The 17,150-nt window shown below is 44.8% G+C and carries 9 protein-coding genes and 1 CRISPR repeat array; all 9 genes read left to right on the forward strand.

The window, feature by feature from the left end; genetic code table 11:
* Window positions 1-2: 2 nt before the first annotated feature.
* The 9 genes from cas2 (at window position 3) to ADN00_RS13205 (ending at window position 15,922) form a co-directional block, all read left to right on the forward strand.
* Window positions 3-296 (forward strand): CRISPR-associated endonuclease Cas2, encoded by a 294-nt coding sequence (cas2, locus tag ADN00_RS13165; RefSeq protein WP_075063460.1) that lies wholly within the window; start codon window positions 3-5, stop codon window positions 294-296.
* A gap of 267 nt (window positions 297-563) precedes the next feature.
* Window positions 564-2,989: a CRISPR direct-repeat array (repeat unit 37 nt; unit sequence GTTACCAATCCATTCCCCCACTCGATGGGATTGAAAC).
* A 189-nt stretch (window positions 2,990-3,178) separates the two neighbouring features.
* Window positions 3,179-3,559 carry a helix-turn-helix domain-containing protein gene (locus ADN00_RS13170; RefSeq protein ID WP_075063461.1) on the forward strand — a complete coding sequence of 127 codons (381 nt, stop codon included), beginning with the start codon at window positions 3,179-3,181 and terminating at the stop codon, window positions 3,557-3,559.
* A gap of 124 nt (window positions 3,560-3,683) precedes the next feature.
* On the forward strand, window positions 3,684-4,160 hold the full coding sequence (gene brxF / locus ADN00_RS13175) for a BREX-3 system P-loop-containing protein BrxF (protein ID WP_075063462.1): 477 nt from the start codon (window positions 3,684-3,686) through the stop codon (window positions 4,158-4,160).
* Between the two features lie 3 nt (window positions 4,161-4,163).
* Window positions 4,164-7,940, forward strand: coding sequence for a DUF6079 family protein (locus tag ADN00_RS13180; RefSeq protein ID WP_075063463.1), 3,777 nt, complete (start codon window positions 4,164-4,166; stop codon window positions 7,938-7,940).
* 380 nt (window positions 7,941-8,320) lie between these two features.
* Window positions 8,321-9,355 (forward strand): phospholipase D-like domain-containing protein, encoded by a 1,035-nt coding sequence (locus tag ADN00_RS13185; RefSeq protein ID WP_075063464.1) that lies wholly within the window; start codon window positions 8,321-8,323, stop codon window positions 9,353-9,355.
* On the forward strand, window positions 9,342-11,999 hold the full coding sequence (locus tag ADN00_RS13190; RefSeq protein ID WP_201781196.1) for a DNA methyltransferase: 2,658 nt from the start codon (window positions 9,342-9,344) through the stop codon (window positions 11,997-11,999). Before ADN00_RS13185 ends, ADN00_RS13190 begins: the two co-directional genes overlap by 14 nt.
* Window positions 12,000-12,012: 13 nt before the next feature.
* On the forward strand, window positions 12,013-13,227 hold the full coding sequence (locus tag ADN00_RS13195; RefSeq protein WP_075063465.1) for a PDDEXK-like family protein: 1,215 nt from the start codon (window positions 12,013-12,015) through the stop codon (window positions 13,225-13,227).
* The gene (pglZ, locus tag ADN00_RS13200; protein WP_082390126.1) at window positions 13,227-15,191 is read left to right on the forward strand and encodes a BREX-3 system phosphatase PglZ; all 1,965 of its coding nucleotides are present in this window, start codon (window positions 13,227-13,229) and stop codon (window positions 15,189-15,191) included. The genes ADN00_RS13195 and pglZ overlap by 1 nt, the downstream gene beginning before the upstream one ends.
* Window positions 15,191-15,922, forward strand: coding sequence for a hypothetical protein (locus tag ADN00_RS13205; RefSeq protein WP_075063467.1), 732 nt, complete (start codon window positions 15,191-15,193; stop codon window positions 15,920-15,922). Before pglZ ends, ADN00_RS13205 begins: the two co-directional genes overlap by 1 nt.
* Window positions 15,923-17,150: the final 1,228 nt, after the last annotated feature.

A 17,150-nucleotide genomic window follows, 5' to 3' on the forward strand; every position in this document is an offset into this window, starting at 1 on the left:
GCATGAGTGATAAACAATTCATCCTGGTGGTTTATGATATCAGCAACGACAAACGCCGCACCAAATTACACAACACGCTGCTTAACTTTGGCACGCCGGTGCAGTACAGCGTGTTTGAATGCCTGTTGACAGACAAAGAAAAAGAAACTATGCTCAAAGCAGTCAAGCGTGTGATCCGCCCACGCAAAGACCGGCTGCGCTTTTACTATATTTGCGCCGCCTGCCTCAAAAAAACGCACATCACCAGCGGGGTGGAAGTAACTACTGACGAGGCGAAATCCTTTGTGGTGGGTTAGTTGTCGACGCGGAAGGGGGGTGGAGCAGAATTTGGACTGCGTCGCCAGCATTGGCAAGAGCCCCCCACCCCTGGCGGTTGGAGCGCTAATTATGGTGAGATTGGCCAATAAAAATAAGCAATATGGCGACGCACAGGCCTTTTTTGAGCATCCCGGCCTGCGTCGCCACACCGCCAGCCCTGCTGCTGGCAGCCCCATAACAAAAAACATCTCCATCCCTTGCCGGTCAGGTTGTATAATAAAAGAAGTGAAACGGCAGATGTGGCAGTTACCAATCCATTCCCCCACTCGATGGGATTGAAACAAGAATCGATTAAGAAACCGATTTCTTTTCCTTGTTACCAATCCATTCCCCCACTCGATGGGATTGAAACATAATGCCCTGGCAATATCCAAAGCAATACTGTATCCGTTACCAATCCATTCCCCCACTCGATGGGATTGAAACCCGGCAACCTGTCGGTAATAATTTTTACCGACAGTTACCAATCCATTCCCCCACTCGATGGGATTGAAACGCCTCAGCAAGAGCTTTTTCCAGCTCTGCTTTTTCCTCGTTACCAATCCATTCCCCCACTCGATGGGATTGAAACAACGGGGGCAGCAACGTAAGCAGCCGGAGAAACCACGTTACCAATCCATTCCCCCACTCGATGGGATTGAAACTAAACTCGGGAACCTTGGTAGGTTCCTCCGCCACCTCGTTACCAATCCATTCCCCCACTCGATGGGATTGAAACGCGGTCGCAGGTTTTGCGGTCGCAGGTTTTGCAGTTTTGTTACCAATCCATTCCCCCACTCGATGGGATTGAAACACGCCCTTCGGCCCGATTGACAACATAGCCGGAGATGGTTACCAATCCATTCCCCCACTCGATGGGATTGAAACGGCGGGCTCCACCTTTTCAATAGCTTGTAACCATTGTTACCAATCCATTCCCCCACTCGATGGGATTGAAACCTGAACATCTACGATGTTCAAATACTCACAAGTTAGTTACCAATCCATTCCCCCACTCGATGGGATTGAAACGGAACAAATTCTCCGAAAATGCAGTCATCCTCTGTATATGATGGGTTACCAATCCATTCCCCCACTCGATGGGATTGAAACTCGTTTGACATACTGCGTAAGCTCTTTGCCATTGTTAGTTACCAATCCATTCCCCCACTCGATGGGATTGAAACTTTACTTTCCATGTTTTTTCCTTTCGCTTGTTTTGAGTTACCAATCCATTCCCCCACTCGATGGGATTGAAACCTGGATCTTGTGTTGAATTATAGACGACAAAGCCCGGTTACCAATCCATTCCCCCACTCGATGGGATTGAAACTTTCTTCATCACAGGGTATGTACGCAACGGCACCTTTGTTACCAATCCATTCCCCCACTCGATGGGATTGAAACCACTGAGCAAACCCCAGAAGATTTTCTTCTGGTTTGTTACCAATCCATTCCCCCACTCGATGGGATTGAAACCCCGATGAGCCTGCGAAATAAGCTCTGCTACCATCTGTTACCAATCCATTCCCCCACTCGATGGGATTGAAACCTCAACAACCCGAGCGGTGGGCTCAACAGCCACTACGTTACCAATCCATTCCCCCACTCGATGGGATTGAAACAATGTGGTCATGTTCTTATCATTGATTTCAACGAAAGTTACCAATCCATTCCCCCACTCGATGGGATTGAAACTGTACGGTAAGTTGATGTTTACCCTGGCCATTTCAATGTTACCAATCCATTCCCCCACTCGATGGGATTGAAACGTGTTTCTGTGGGATCGGCAACGACTGTGGATTTCTTATCCTGTTACCAATCCATTCCCCCACTCGATGGGATTGAAACAAATACAAGAGAGGAAGAAGCTGGTGACATGTATCGTTACCAATCCATTCCCCCACTCGATGGGATTGAAACCGTTTTTTTTGCCTTAGCCAGCCAATTAGGCGGCGAGGGGCATAGCAGCGTTACCAATCCATTCCCCCACTCGATGGGATTGAAACCTTGGCACACGTCAACGTTGACGGCCAGTGTGTGATGGTTACCAATCCATTCCCCCACTCGATGGGATTGAAACGGACGAAGGTGTTACCTTGCCTATCCACATAGGCGGTAACATCTGTGTTACCAATCCATTCCCCCACTCGATGGGATTGAAACTTTTTTTGGTAAACGCGAAGGGATTTTTTCTAGGTAACGTTACCAATCCATTCCCCCACTCGATGGGATTGAAACTCTGCCAACCAATCGCTACCATGTGTCCGGTGTAGTACGGTTACCAATCCATTCCCCCACTCGATGGGATTGAAACGTTGACGCCGATTTTGCTGAGTTTCACGGCTGCTTCTGCAATGTTACCAATCCATTCCCCCACTCGATGGGATTGAAACTTTGGGCGGGTGCCAATGCAAAACCCAAAAGAAGAAACAGGTTACCAATCCATTCCCCCACTCGATGGGATTGAAACTTTTTTAGTGTAAGCGTCAACCTCTTGGCCGACAGTTACCAATCCATTCCCCCACTCGATGGGATTGAAACGTGTTGATGTTGTACTTCCACCATTCCGGCATGCCGGTCACAAACCAATCCCCCCACTCGATGGGATTGAAACCCTTCCACTTGCTTTCTCCGTAACTCAGTTCCCATTGGGTTACCAATCCATTCCCCCACTCGATGGGATTGAAACTTTCTTTTTTAACTTCATAATCGAAAATCAAAACGACCTCATTGGTTTACCACAATAACTGCCAATTACTTTCCCTCAATGCTTTTGCAAGACTCAGTAGTAAAATTCCCATTGTAGTTGACTTAAATCTATTTCACTTCTATACTGAAGAAGCGTTGCTTTCTTTGTTATCTGAATATGAGGTGTGAGATGGATTCCAGGGAGCTTGGACGTCAGGTCTTGGCAAGAAGGAAAGAAAAGGGATGGAGCCAGGAACAACTCGGTAAGATAGCCAATATCTCCAGAAATTATGTATCTCAGATAGAACGAGGCGAAGCTAACAGCATTTCAATTAAAGTGATCAATAAGTTGGCTATAGCTTTAGGTGCTTCACCATCAGATTTAAGTGAGTGTGCTTCTCATTCCACCCTTCTGATTCCACCTTCTCTGCGAGAATATGCACTACAAGACAATATGCCTTATGAAGTGATTGATAAACTTGTCAACCTTCCTAAAAAGGGAAAAGAACCAAAAACAGTTGCTGGATGGAGATCGCTTTACGAGGTGATAAGTCCTTTCATCGATGGATAATTTAAAAAATGGTGTCAAATTTATTTATAAAAGGTATACTTTTGTTGGCAAGCAAGTGGTTTTAAAACTTTTGAGGAATTCTAATGTACTCATGGCTTGAACATCGATGACGAGGGGGTAAGAGGTGAATAACTCGATCGACTCACTCCTCAAACAACCTTATGATTGTTTGATTTTGGTACATCCACAAATCCAAATTCTGGATGAAATTTCAGAAAAAATTCAGTCCTTCGGAATAAAACATTACAATGTTAGCAGAGCGTTGGGCAGCGCGCTTATGACCGTCTCAACCGCCGAACGGGATCGATTTGCGCAAGAGTGGTTGAAGGATCTCATCAGAGGATTACGAGAAGAACCCGTACTCATCTCTCATCCTGACCTCTTTTTTCATCCTTCACTTAAAATTGATTTTTTTACATTGATCCGCCAAATTTCTCGTTCAAAGCAGATGATCGTTCTCTGGCCAGGAGAGTATTCTACAGATACACTTTCCTATGCGATTCCAGATCACCATCATTACCGAGTCTGGAAAATTTCTGATTCGCTGCGAATTCAACCCAAGATCATAATTTATCAAATCTCTGCCGCACAAGGAGCTTAATCTATGTTGTACCGAGACCTAGTTCAATTTACACCGATTGAAACAATCATCCAATTGCGTGATGCAGAAAAAGAATCTGCGGCAATAAGCCTTGTGCAATCTTATGTTATATCCGATGCCATGGCGAATAAGCTGGTCGACATGGCTTTTCCACAATTGCAATTTGAACGCCCACAAGATAACAAAGGTATCTTGATTGTTGGCAATTATGGTACTGGTAAGAGTCACTTGATGTCTGTAATTTCTGCAATAGCAGAGAGAGCTGAGTTGAAAGATCAGCTTAATAATGAAAAGGTTAAAGAAGCCTCCGAAAAGTTTGCGGGTAAGTTCAAAGTTGTCCGCGTTGAGATTGGTAGCGTAACCCGAGGTTTACGAGAAATCTTGCTGGATGAGCTCCAATCCGCTCTCAATGCCTGGGGAGTTTCTTTCATATTCCCATCAGCAGATCAGGTAACCAATAATAAGACGTCGATCATTCAGGCAGTAGCAGCATTTCAAGAAAAATATCCGGGGATGGGGTTACTGTTAGTCGTCGATGAACTGCTGGACTACCTGCGCACCCGTGAACAGCGCGCATTGATCCTCGACCTGGGGTTCTTGCGAGAATTGGGTGAAGTGGCCGCATCCTGCCCATTCCGGTTTATGGGTGGTTTGCAGGAGACTTTGTTTGAAAATCCGAGATTCGGTTTTGTGGCAGAACAGCTTCGCCGCGTCAAAGACCGTTTTGAACAAATCAATATTGCCCGAGAAGATATTACCTTTGTCGTTTCACAACGCTTGCTTAAAAAGACAGATGCACAGAAAGCCCAGATTACTGACTATTTGAGAAAATTTGCGCCCTTGTATAAATCGATGGCTGATCGTCTGGATGAATTTGTGGACCTTTTTCCCATTCACCCGGTTTATGTAGAAACGTTTGAAAATCTGGCTATTGCTGAAAAACGACAGGTATTAAAAACATTCAGTACTGCGATTCGATCTGTTTTGGATCAGGAGGTTCCCCCTGACCAACCTGGATTAATTTCTTATGATCAGTATTGGAAGTTGATCCAGGAAGATCCCAGCTTACGCAGCATTGACGATATCGCCCGCGTGATTCAAAAAAGCAATATCCTGGAGGGATTAATCCAAAATGCCTATACACGTCCCAACCTTAAGGATATGGCAATCCGCATCATTCGTGCCTTGAGTGTGCAGCGGCTGGCTACGAGCGATGTATTTGTCCCTCTTGGTGTGACAGCAGAAAGCCTGCGAGATGGTTTGTGCCTTTTCCAACGCTTGCCGGCCGAGATGAATAATGCGGACTTCTTGTTGGATCAGGTCCAGGTTGCCTTGAAAGAAATGATGAAGACCGTTCAGGGTCAATTCTTATCCTATAATCCCGAAAATGGTCAATATTACCTGGACTTGAAAAAGGCAGTAGATTTTGATCAAAAAATCCGTGAACGCGGCGACTTCATGGATAAGTCAGACCTTAACACCTATTTTTATGATGCCCTGCGCCAGGCACTCAATCTAAGCGACTCTACTTATTTGACCGGATACAGCATTTGGTTCTACGAACTTCCCTGGGCAGAACATAAAGTAACCCGACCAGGGTATCTGTTTTTCGGTCCACCGGATGAACGCACAACTGCTCAACCGCCGCGAGATTTCTATATTTATTTCCTCCCGCCATTCCAAAATCGCTCCTATAACGACCAGAAGCTGCCTGATGAAGTACTCTTCTACCTAACCGGTTTGGATCATGAATTTGAGGAAAAAATCCGGCTCTATGCTGGTGCGCGGTCCATGGCGAATGAGTCTACCGAATACCGCACAGAATACGCCAATAAAGCCGAAACAAATTTCCGCCAACTGATGCGCTGGCTGCAAGACCATCTGATAGAGAAATTACACATCATTTATCAAGGCGTGGATGAACCGATTCAGTCCGTCCTCACACGGATGCGCAGCACTGCCAGTCAGAATATTGAGGAACTCATCCGCCTGGTTTCCTCACATTTGTTCTCGCCTGAATTTGAGGACCGATACCCTGATTATCCGAAGTTCTCTAGATTGAGCCAACCCGTGACCGAAACCGCACGCGCCAACAGCGCCATGGAAGCCATCCGCCGCCTATGCGGACGCACTTCCAACTTGGGTTCAGGTATTTTGGAAGGGTTGGGTATCCTGGATGAGCAAGGCAACATCCGCCCATACGATTCCTCCTATACTGGATATTTCCTAAAGCTGCTCAACGATAAACCTGACGGTCAGGTGATCAATCGCGGTGAAGTGATTGAACAGGTCGCTGGCGGAATCCAACCGGTGGAAAAAGACATGAAATTCAACCTGGAACCGGAGTGGGTCTCGGTCATTTTATTAGCTTTGGTGTATAACGGCGATATTGTTATCAGCTTGGACGGCCGTGAAGAATTGGATGCCGGCTCATTGGAACGCGCATTAACCCGCTCAATGACTGATATCATCAACTTCCGTTTCTACAAACGCCCACGTACATTACCCATCAACCTGTGGAGCATGATCTTTGAAGGGCTGGGCTTGCAACCGGGTTTGGTGCGCGATGAGAACACACGTGAAACAGCTGTGACTGAGCTGCAGCGGATGGTGCATGCCGAATTGGATAAGGTCGTACAACTTGATAATAATTTGCGGATGAGCGCTCAATTATGGAATTCTCCAGTCTTCACTCCCCAGCCGGTTTATGCTGTGGAACAGGGCACGGTTGTAGACAGCGATGCGCCAGACGTCTCCCTATATCCGACAGATTTACTTCCTGGATTGCGAGGTTACAAGCAGTTCCTGGAGGAATTAAACAAATACACCACCGTGGGAAAATTGCGCAACCTGCGCTATACCCCCGGGCAAATTCAGGAGTATCTGGATTACCGGAAAATTGTGTTGCGCACTCGCCAGCTTTTGGATGCGGTCAATCTTATCCAACCTTATACTACCTACCTGGCCGAAGCCCAGGCAAACCTGCCGGAAGACCACGCCTGGACGCAGCGCGCCCGCCAGGTGCAAAAAAACACTCTGGATTCAATCCGGCGGCTTGGCAAGGGTTTTGCCAGCTTTGACCAACAAGCTGTTGTGCAAGAGCTGACCAGCCTGAAACAAGAATATATCGCCATTTATAGTGATTTTCACCGTAAATCTTTGTTGACATCCAAAGGGGATAATTTGCGCCAGCACCTCTATCGGGATGCACGCTTTGAAACCATGCGCGCGCTTTCAGCCATTGATTTGTTAACGCGCAGCGGTGATTTTGAAGGTTGGAAGAATCAGCTTATAAGGCTGCTTCCGTGCCCTGAGTTTCATGAAGGTGTGCTGAGCGATTCACCCACCTGTCCGCACTGCCACTTACGCCCTGCACAGCATCATTTGCTGGTAAACGCAGATGTTATGGTCCAACAGTTAGATGAGAAATTAAGTGACTTGCTTAAGAATTGGCGCAAAGCACTGCGCGACAATCTGAATAGCGACACCGCCCAACACAGCCTGGAAGCCATGTCATCGGTTGAACGAAAGCCAATTGAAGAATATTTGAAACAAAGTGATGAATCAGACAGCCTGCCAGCGAACTTTGTGCCCGTTGCCATTCAGGCACTGCGCGGCATTCAAGCAGTCACCCTCCCAGTGGATGCGCTAGTACAGGCATTGAAAACCGGCGGGCTGCCCTGCACCCGTGAGGAATTACAGAATCGTTTCAAGCAGTTTTTGGACCAGCAAATGCGCGGTCATGATGCTGGCAATACACGCCTGACACTGGATCAATAATACCAGGAGGGTAGATAGCAGGAATAAGCAAGAAAAATCCCCCGCATGGGGGGAATATTATGAGCGGCTCACCCTGGGCCTTGATTTCAGTATTTCCCACCGCATTCCAGCGAGGCTAGGACACTCTACGAGTGACCGGGGTCACCAGACTTTACGATACCGCTCAACATTATTGTAGCATAAACGACCCATACGAGGCATTTCTATGAAAGACCAACAACCTGAACTGCTCCCTCAAACAAACTCTGCATTGACACCCGACGATGTGCTGCGCGAAGACCCCGACCCGCTGATGTACTATTACAGCGCGCTGTTGAGAAAGTAATTGATCACCATAGTTAGAAAAGAAATATTTCCCACATTTACTTTGAGGATGAAAAATGCCAGAATTAATTATTCCAAATTGGTCTGCATTAAGTGAAGTCATCCAGGTTGCGGAAGAAAGAATTCTAATTTGCTCGCCATACTATTCTGATCGAAGCATTAATTTCCTTGTTGATAATCTAGGAGATGTACCAGTACTTCAATTCTGGACTCGTCTTAATCCTCAAGATTGGTTGTCGGGTGCGATTGAACCCAGATGCCTTCTGGCATTAATGGATACATTAATTCACGATGGTAGGACAATAGATTTGTCTATTAGTTCTAGATTACATGCTAAAGTGTATGCAGCTGATTATAAAATTGCCCTTTTGGGATCCTCCAATTTTTCCGATGGAGGTTTTTCAACGAATATAGAATTGTTATTAAAGTTTGTTGATGATGAAGCAGATAATATTCTTAAAAAAATTGAAACAAATCTTCCTCAAAAACTGAGTAATATCAACTTGGAGGAATTTAATAATTGGGTGTCTACCTCGGAACCAATCATTGAAAGTCTTCGCAAGAAACCAGATGATAGTCCTGATGAACTAAGCGAGATTCAAAGAAGTTTAGATGAATTATTTGTTCCCCCTGCCGAAAATCCCGTAAATCCTCAAGATTATCAATCAATGGATTCCTTCGTGGAATGGCTAAGGGGAAATGAATATCTCCCAGGTGCAAAGATGTTGCTTGCTAGGCATTTTAATACCGATGGTAATAATCTAACAGGCCATTTTAAGCAATGCTACTACGGTGCGCTTATGTTTCTTGATCGCAATATGAAAATTGTATACTATCTCACAGAAGAACTAAGAACGATAAAAGAGGACAAAATATATCAACCAAGCGAAGATATTCTTGAAAAATGGATTGAATACTTTGAGAATCACTCATCTTTGCGAGGCGACAATTATAATTTTTCTGTGCTTCGTGGATATCTTCCATCTTCATTTGGTGGCACATGCTATGGGGGTGGTGGAGGAATAAGCACATTTAAGAGAATGTTACCCTTGGTTGCAAAATACTTAAGTGAGGTAAATGATGGTGATTAAAAAGAAAACTGAAAATGAGGTTCAGGATACTCTCTTCCCAGGCGAGGATGCTTTTTCGAATATTGGAGGTCCTTCTGATGATGATATATCCGAAGACATACTGGAAGATTTACGGCAGATAATTTCACAACAACGGGAAATCGATGGGACGCCTATTGCTTCAGATGATGACATATTAAGGTTGTCCATTCCAAAAAATTATACAGCTTGTCCAAACCCGTATATTGCCGCATTCATTCAAGAAAATTCAAATTCATCTGGAAGTTATGTTTCGAGAGGGCCTTTTGTAAAAGATATATCAGTAGGAAAAAACGACCCCTTGTATTTTGCGCACTCTTATTCTACAAAAGTACCACCTGATGCTATTGTTCCATTCATACTTCACTACACATCTCCAGGCGACATTATTTTTGATGGGTTTTGTGGAACTGGAATGACTGGTGTTGCGAGTCAGTTATGTGCAAGAAAAGAATTTGAAAATAAGGGAGTTCGCAAAGCAATATTAGTGGATTTAAGTCCAGCAGCTACCTTTATTGCTGCAAATTCAAACTCCATTCGTTCGTGGAGGAAGTATCTAGAAACAATAGAAAAGATAATTAGCAATATAGAAAAAAAACATTCTGAATTGGTTACAACTAACCATGTCGGTTGGGTGAGAGGCGAAAAAGATATCTCAAGGAGAGTCAATGCGATAAAACCCCATTCCTCAATAATGGGTGATATCAATTATGTGGTTTGGTCTGATGTTTTCCATTGCACAGAATGCAACCAAGAACTTATATATTGGGATTTGGTTTTTAAAGGTCCTGGCATGCCTCCCCCTCAGGTATTATTATGTCCAAATTGTAAAGTTGCTTTAACAAACAAAACTTTAGAAAGAACTTGGATATTAAAATTTGATCTTGAATTACACACAACCTTAAAGCAAGCGAAACAGGTTCCCGTTTTGGTTAATTATTCAGTTGGAAAAAAAAGATTTGAGAAGTTTCCCGATGATCGTGATATCGCTTTACTAGCAAAATTGGATAATGAATCCATTATAAATAGAATCCCTATTGTTGAATTGCCAGATGGTTTTAATACCGAACAACCTAAGAAATCACATGGATTTACACACGTCCATCATTTTTTTACCAGAAGGAATTTGATAATGATGGCAGATATTTGGAATTCCATAAATCACCTGAAAGATGTAACTCTTCGCGACGCTGCTTTATATGTTTTTACTGGTTGTATTCAAAGAGTCTGCAAGTTGAACCGATATATGCCAGTTCATGATCGACATGTTGGCCCCTTATCTGGAACATTGTACGTGTCACAAATTACTGCAGAAATTCCGATAACAAACTATTTTAAAGAACGAATAAAGGACTTAAGGCGTATTAAACCCGAAACGGACAGAAGTAATGTCTGTATTTCGACACAAAGTTCTACTGATCTGCGGAACATTCCAAATGACAGCATCGATTATATTTTCACAGATCCACCTTTCGGAGGGAATTTAAATTATTCCGAGCTAAACATTCTTATCGAGGCTTGGCTCGGAGTAAAATCTGACCAAAAACCTGAAGCCGTTGTCAATTCTGTTCAGAGGAAAGAGATTTCTGATTATAGTGAGCTAATGCGAAGTTGTTTGTCTGAATTTAATCGGATTCTAAAGTCGGGGAGATGGATAACTGTTGAATTCCATAATTCACAAAATTCAATATGGAATTCCATTCAAGAAGCAATTGGTCAAGCAGGATTTATAGTTGCTGATGTGAGGACGCTAGACAAACAAAAAGGAACCACAAAACAACTAACATTCGATTCAGCTGTAAAACAAGATTTGGTTATTTCTGCTTATAAACCGAATGGAAATCTTGAAGCGAAATTTCGCCTAAACGCTGGTACCGAGGATGGCGTTTGGGAATTTATTCGGTATCACCTCGGAAAATTGCCGGTTGTTGTTCTAAAGGATGGAATTACTATTGTCAATGCGGAGCGACAGGCATTTTTACTCTTTGACCGCATGGTGGCCTTCCATATCCAGCGCGGGGTGATGGTGCCCATTTCCGCGCCTGAATTCTACGCCGGGCTGGAGCAGCGCTTTACCCGCCGCGATGGCATGTTCTTTCTTCCTGATCAGGTGGCGGAATATGACCGTGCCGTTCTGGAATCCGGCAAACCCGCCCAACTCTCGCTTTTCGTCTCCGATGAGAAAACCGCTATCACCTGGCTCAGACAGCAGCTTGATCCGGCCTCCGGCGGTGAGCCTAAAACCCAGGGAGACCTGACCAACGACTTTAACCGCGTGATGAACCGCGCCAAGCACGAACAGCCGCTGGAATTGATCGAACTGCTCAAGCAGAATTTTTTGCAGGACGAGGACGGCAAATGGTATGTGCCCGATCACAACAAAGCCAGCGATCTGGAAAAGGTCCGTCAGCGTGCTCTGCTAAAAGAATTCAAAGAATACACCGAGAACACTGGCCGATTGAAAGTCTTCCGCAGTGAAGCAGTTCGTTTTGGGTTTTCCGACTGCTTCAAGCGCCAGGAGTATGAGACGATTATCAAAGTAGCCGAGCGCCTGCCGGAGGCGGTCCTGCGCGAAGATCCTGATTTGCTGATGTATTACGATAGTGCGCTACTAAGGAAGAAGTAGAGAGAAGGTAAGCATGCAAACCGCTTCAAACATTGATCCAGAGATTCTCAAGATCCTTCAAGAGCTTGTTGTTCATAATCCAGAACTAGAAAAACTGGAGAGTCTTCTGGATCGGTTTAATATTTTTGAGGCGCTGGGTGCAATTCGGCAAGAAGTTCGTCATTCTGATTTCTTGGCATTCCTTCTCAATCCTCGCCAAAACCATGGATTGGGTGATGTTTTCATCAAGCGGCTCCTGCAGGATGCCATCGCACAAGCTGATTCAACTCAGGTCATTTCTCCGATTGAGTTAGATCTCTGGGACCTTGGCAATATCGAAATTCGTCGCGAATGGCAATCAATTGACATCTTGATTTTAGATGACGAACACCATTTTGCGGTAGTGATTGAAAATAAAATCTATTCCGGAGAACATGACGATCAACTATCTCGATACAGACAAGTCGTACAACAACATTACCCAAAATTTGGAATTGTTGGATTGTTCCTCACCCCCGACGGGTCAATTGCCAGTAATCCCGATTACATTCCAATCAGCTATGCCCTTATTTGCCAATTGGCCGAGGATATTGTCAGAAATCGCGAAACAACCTTAGGAAGAGATGTATTGGAATTGATGAGCCATTACGCAGAGATGCTCAGGAGGTATATTGTGGGAGAGTCGGAGATTGAAAAACTATGCCAACAGATTTATCGCAAGCATCAACGCGCTTTAGATCTAATTTATGAATATAGACCCGACCTGCAGGCTGAAATCAAGGACTATCTGTGTGAACTTATCGAGTCGAATCCGCTATTGGAATTAGATCATTCATCAAAGACAAACACTTTCTTCATTCCCAAAAAATGGGATTTACCGATTCTACAACAGGGACAGGGATGGACACGCTCAGGGCGAATTTTATTATTCCAATTCGATAATCGACCGGAATGGTTGAAGTTATCCTTGGTTTTAGGGCCAGGACCGGATCACATCAGGCAAAGAGTTTTTGAGATTGTCAGTCTCAATGAACCACCTTTCAAGCGATCCTTCAAGGCAATCGGAAAGATGTGGTCTACTGTGTACTCCAGGAGTATCCTTACAAAAAATTTCTATGTAGATAAATCTCCAGAGGAAATTCTGGCTGAAATATCGAGAAAATATAATGAATTCTTAGATCACGAGTTGCCAAAAATGGAAGCAATTCTGATTACCGAAATTGCAAATTTAGGTAATGAACAGCAATAATGCGATCAAGTATTCTATCCCTTTTCCCTTCAAACACCCATCCGCTTAGCCTGGTTAGCGATCCAGACCGCTTGCTGGCAGGAGAAAAACTGATGGCGGAATTGGTGTGTCGAGGATTCCAGGTTGTTCAAGAAGATGACCCGGTGCTCTTGCGTCACCGCGCTGAGGAAGCCCGGCCGTTTACTTCAGATCATCCATCCATCATCATCACCACCGGCGCGTTGGAAGACCTTCCCTACGATCTTTATCAGCCCGCCTACCAGATCAATCTTTCCCTGCATCAGTATTTCCCCAATCTGGCGTACCCGGTGCTGCAAGCGCTTACCCCGGATCAGATCGTAAAGCTCGAATCGTGCCAGCAACCCAATCAGCTGCTCAGCAGAAATAAAACTATTGGTTATTTACTGCGTGAAGTTTTTGGGGCTGATCCAGAAATATTGAGCCGTCCCCACGCCCTGGTAGGCTGGTTGAGCGATTATCATCACCAACTGCTAGATCTTCCAGACCTGTTGCGGCACCACCTGGTAGAAACCTTGAAGGGATTTCCAGAATATCGAGAATGGGATGTTGATCTTCTAATTCGGGATGCACAGGCATTCCAGGGTTTTGTCCAACAAGAATGGCAAAAATCGATTGATCAATCCATTTGGGACAAGCAGATTAGAGAAACCCAGACCGAATATTTCATCCCATTCGAACGCGACCCGCAATTGCAAGACCTGGTGCCAGGCCTGGTTCGCCGCGGAACCATCCAACCGATTAGGATTGAAAAACAAACAGGGTTACCAACATGGGCTCGTCCAGGGGTCACATTCGTTGATGTGCGCATTCAACGATTTTCAACGCTTCTGGAAGATGCCAATCACCAGATCTGTGTGATCAAGTCGGGTGCACAAGTGGGCTGGAACGTGTGGAAGGAACTGGCACTGACCTGGGCAGAGCTCTGTAATATGATTCTACAAACGCACCTGGCCGCCCACCAGGAACAAAAAGAAGTATATCTGAATATTTTGCGCGAAATTGATCCACTTTTTACAAACTGGTTGCGGCAGAACTACACGGCTCTGGGTGCGCAGCGTTTGCCTACCCCCCACCATGTGCATCACATTCCTCACTACCTGGCTTACCTTCGTAATCTTGGTAGATTGGGTAAAGTTGTGCTGCTGGTCCTCGACGGTTTATCTTTGATGGATTGGCAGGTGGTAGCTGCCGCATGGAGCCAGCGGCATGCAGATTGGACGATTAGAACTGACCTCGTTCTATCGCAAATTCCGACCATCACTTCCATTTCCAGATATGCCCTCATTTCAGGCCTGCGGCCGTCCGATTTTGCGAATGACATAGACCACCGTGTATCCGAAGCGCGAGCCTGGGAATTATTCTGGTCAAGAGAGGGAATCGCTGAAAAAGCCTGTAAGCTTTTACCACTTTACTATGATCGCCAGATCGATCAACTGCCAGAGTTGCAGGATCCAAGGGTAAACTTCTGGTGCTTGATAGACGACACGACCGATAAATTGGCGCATCATGCCACCCTCGGCACCGCTGATCAACAATCTTCTCTCAAGCTATGGCTTGATCCAATTCACCATCCAAATTCGCTGCCGCTTGAAGCACAACTCGATGCATACCTGGAGCAAGGTTATACGCTATTCATCGCCAGCGATCACGGGCATGTAGAGGCAGCTGGCGTGGGGCAACCCTCGGAAGGTTTGGTGGCACAAACGCGAGGAAAACGAGTGCGCATTTATAAAGATCGATTGGCCGCCTTGCACGTTCAAAATGCGTTTTCGGACACAATTTTATGGGATAATGATGGTCTCTTACCCGACCAGATGGCTGCATTAATGCCAGAGGGACGGGATGCTTTTGCTCCCAATGGGGAAGTTGTCGTTACCCATGGCGGCGTTTCTATTGATGAGGTCATCGTTCCCTTTATACAAATCACCAAAGAGAGCAAATAATGGATAAAGGTATTGGATTTAGCCGAACGATTACGCTTGATTGGTTGGATGTTACAGCATCATTGTGTATCCAAAATATTGAGCCATTAACCATTCGTCAGCGATTGGCTGAAACGATTTCAGGAACCGTTACCGGAATAGATGCACAAAGAAAAACCATCGATGTTCTATCTGCAATATGGGTTAAAACAGAAAAAACTGCTCCCAGCATTCGCCAGGAAGCTTTAGCTTTATTTCCAACCTTATCAACATCTGAAGAGCGGCTTTGGCTGCATTATGGGATGACCCTGGTTTGTTATCCAATCTTCCGCAAAGTTGTGGCAGCGATTGGGCAGATCAGCCGTGCTGAGGAAATCATCACCCGAAAAATGATCAAAGACCGTATTGCCGGCGAATATGGGCATCTGGGGGCATTGGATCGATCTGTAGAACGAATTATTGCTTCGCTTACCAATTGGGGGGCGCTAGCAAATACTGATCAGGTTAAGAAGTATCGTATCGTATCACACCACTTTTCAGCTGCGGAAGAATTGCAAAGTTGGCTATTGACCTGTGCGCTCACTGCACATCCATCAGAGGCCATTCCATTTGACGACCTGGTTCATCTACCTGAGCTTTACCCATTCAAAATCAACATAGGGGTGGACACTTTGCGAAGAGATGCGAGGTTCGAAGTTCAGCGCCAGGGTGGAGGGCTTGAAATGGTAACAACCAATTGCCGCGCGAAATAAACATTTGAGACAGCAAACCATTATTTGTTATCAGCCGTGTTTTTAAGTAACATAAACTAAAAATTGCATCGGCTTGCCGGATTATGCTGTGTCTTAATTGGTTGAGTGGATAAAAAAGTCTCAGACATTGTAGTTCGCGCCATAAAAATTTTTCAGACCTTTTTGTCGAATTATTTTTCCGTTAATGCCCAATCTCTTAAGATTGCCATCGACCTTTCCGAAAAAACTGACAAATCCAGCTTGTACTCATCCTGAAATGATACTAACCATTGATTGAATATAGATTGATGATGATGATTTTTCAGCATATCTTTTTGCTTTGAAGTGACGCACCAATTCAAAGCTTGGAAGGATTAATCCATATCAAATAATTTCTTGTCATGTTCTAGATTTTTTTTTGTACCGCGGTCATTTTTACTCAGTTTTACCGGTCACCCCTTCAGATATTTCAAGTCGTGGGCAAGGGCTAGTGATCTATCGGTTTGCCACTTCTTGCATACCCAATCCGACATTATTGCGATGTCGTGTTACATGCTGGTTGCCTTTTGAGCCAGTAGAATGCGAAAATGATTGACAATTTTTCCGGGCATGGTTCCTCACACTGTTACGCCCCCTGATACAGCGGTAGAGGGTGGGACACTTTCTATATGATAGATGTTGTCATACAGTTTGTCAATGAAAATCGAGCACAAGGCAACAACCATCAAACACAATCCACATTCATGATAAAATAGAATATAAATTCTATAAATCAGGGATTCCAAAAATTTTCCATAATGGACTTGCCTTCTCATTCACCCAACCCTCAATCTGTCCATTTCTCTGCACAGCGCTTATGTGCAGCGGTAATGGCTTGTTTTGAACCTGTATTTGAACCAGAGGCGTTTAAGCACCAGGTATCCACCCCAAACGTTCTCCAAATTTCCTGCAGCAAGTGGGGATATCTTGGCCAACTCATTTGTGGTGAAATCCGGGCTGGCAAAACCAACTTGCTCTTTTCACCTCCATTACCCATTTCTCCCGATGAACTTCCAAAGTACGAAAACCTGTGTAATGGACCCCAAAAACTGGACACCCCCTAAAGGGGTAGAATAAGATTCTAGAAAGAGGTCCAGAATGGGAGAACGCAGGAAATTTACCGCGGAATTCAAAGCAAAAGTTGTTCTAGAACTGCTCACCGGTCAGAAGGGATTGATGCAAGCCAGCCGGGAATATGAAATCAAAGACA

The organism is Ornatilinea apprima, assembly GCF_001306115.1.
Classification (GTDB): Bacteria; Chloroflexota; Anaerolineae; order Anaerolineales; family Anaerolineaceae; genus Ornatilinea; species Ornatilinea apprima.